The sequence below is a fragment of the Mycetohabitans sp. B2 genome, from assembly GCF_021733735.1.
GTDB classification, from domain to species: domain Bacteria; phylum Pseudomonadota; class Gammaproteobacteria; order Burkholderiales; family Burkholderiaceae; genus Mycetohabitans; species Mycetohabitans rhizoxinica.
This window is the reverse complement of the sequence record NZ_JAHKSP010000114.1, coordinates 1-351: the sequence shown is the minus strand read 5'-3', so window position 1 is coordinate 351 and position 351 is coordinate 1. Positions and strand designations below refer to the sequence as shown.

Annotated in this window: 1 protein-coding gene; it reads left to right on the top strand. The window is 64.1% G+C overall.

Annotated elements, in window-relative coordinates:
- Positions 1–351: acyl-CoA dehydrogenase family protein (locus KPG66_RS16955; RefSeq protein ID WP_237071618.1), on the top strand; the 351-nt coding region annotated here is incomplete at both ends.

Below are 351 nucleotides of genomic sequence, written 5' to 3'. Positions count from 1 at the left end.
TTGATGAACGACGAATCGCGCTGCGCGAGCAGGCCGCACGTTTTGCCCGCGACCAGCTCAGCACAGACATCGCAGCCTCCGACCGTCTCAGCGTTTTCCATCGGGACGGCTGGCGCCGATGCGCAGAATTTGGCCTGTTCAGTATGGCCCTACCCGTGGAGTGCGGGGGAGCGGGCGCGCCGCTGTCCGAGCTGCTCGCGGTCATGGAGGGCCTAGGGTACGGCAGCGAAGACTTAGGACTACTGTTCTCGCTCAACGCTCACCTGTGGACCGTTGCCCTGCCACTGGCCATCCACGGCACACCGACCCAGCGTTCGCGCTTTCTGCCAGGCTTGATGGATGGCTCGTTGA